This is a genomic window from Pseudomonas sp. SDO5532_S415, assembly GCF_054071155.1.
This window is the reverse complement of the sequence record NZ_JBSVWS010000359.1, coordinates 1-1,261: the sequence shown is the minus strand read 5'-3', so window position 1 is coordinate 1,261 and position 1,261 is coordinate 1. Positions and strand designations below refer to the sequence as shown.

The 1,261-nt window shown below is 61.3% G+C and carries 1 protein-coding gene; it reads right to left on the bottom strand.

Features of this window, described 5'->3' with window-relative positions; all coding sequences use genetic code 11:
• Positions 1 to 70: 70 nt before the first annotated feature.
• Positions 71 to 1,087 (bottom strand): AraC family transcriptional regulator, encoded by a 1,017-nt coding sequence (locus ACW9HW_RS30080; RefSeq protein ID WP_457402961.1) that lies wholly within the window; start codon positions 1,085 to 1,087, stop codon positions 71 to 73.
• Between the last annotated feature and the right edge of the window lie 174 nt (positions 1,088 to 1,261).

The window sequence follows — 1,261 nt, the reverse complement described above, 5'->3', positions numbered from 1 at the left end:
TTGAAATGTATACCCCTGTGGGAGCGAGCCTGCTCGCGAAGGGGCCGGCTGCATCAATACATAATCCGGATCAGGAGGCTTCGTTGAGGATCAAACTGCGGTAATGCCCCGGATTGGAGCCCGACCACTTGCGAAACGCCTTGTAGAACGAACTCGCATCGGCAAACCCCAACCGGGTGGCGATTTCGCTGAAGCTGATGCTCGGCTCCGCCAGCCAGACGATGGCCAGTTCCTTGCGCACACTGTCCTTGAGCCCCTGGTAGCTCTGGCCTTCCTCCGCCAGTCGCCGACGCAGGGTCGAGGCCGACATGCACAGGCGTTGCGCCAGCGCTTCGGTTTCCGGCCATTGTTCGGCGGGCAGTTGTCGCAGATCGTGCTTGATCCGGCTGGCCAGGCTTTCGGGATCGCGATACTTCACCAGGATGTTGGCCGGCGCATGGGCCAGGAATCGCTTGAGTTCTTCAGCGCTGCGTTTGATCGGCAGATCCAGGCAATCGGCGGCGAAAATCATCCGTGTACGTGGCCGGTCGAAACGCAGGTTCTCGGAAAACATCACCTGATAGTCGTCGCAGAAATCCGGCTGCGGGCAACGCAACTCGATGGCCAGAATCGGGATCCGACGTCCCGCCAGCCAGCAGGCCACGCCGTGCACGATCATCCAGTAGGTGAAGTAGGTGAAGGCCCGGCGCGGTTCGTGGTCGTCTTCGAGCAACACGATTTCAGCCAGGCTTTGCTGACGCACCAGTTCGGCGGGCATGCGTTCGAGCATCAGCGACAGAAAACCCAGGCCACTGGTGAGCCCCGCCGCCAGGCTCGGCTGGACCATGGCGCAACGACAGAGAAACTCAAGGCTGCCGGACTTGAGCTTGCGCGGGTCCATGCCGAAAAACTCGTCGTCGCCACGCCGCGCCAGCAAACGCCACAGCCGCGCGTAGGCGGTGGCCGGCACCCTGGCAGTGTCGTTTTGCAGGAGGACAGGATCGATGCCGACCTTGTTCAACGCCTCTTCGGTGGCGACGCCCGGGGCGCAACTCTGCAACAGCGCTTCACGCACCAGTTGAATGGAAATGGTGTCTTTTTCCGACATTGAGCGAGGTGTGCCCTGTTCTTGTTTGGGTGGGGGGCATATTAGCTGAAACCGCCAGCTCACCGCAGATCCCTGTGGACAAGCAAATCCCCTGTGGGAGCGAGCCTGCTCGCGAAGAGGATTTCGGATTCGATAAAGGGGGGACTGACACTGCGCCTTCGCGCGCAGGCTCGC

Excerpts from the sequence above, each read along its gene's own strand:
- ACW9HW_RS30080 (WP_457402961.1), bottom strand. The coding sequence starts at position 1,087 with ATGTCGGAAAAAGACACCATTTCCATTCAACTGGTGCGTGAAGCGCTG.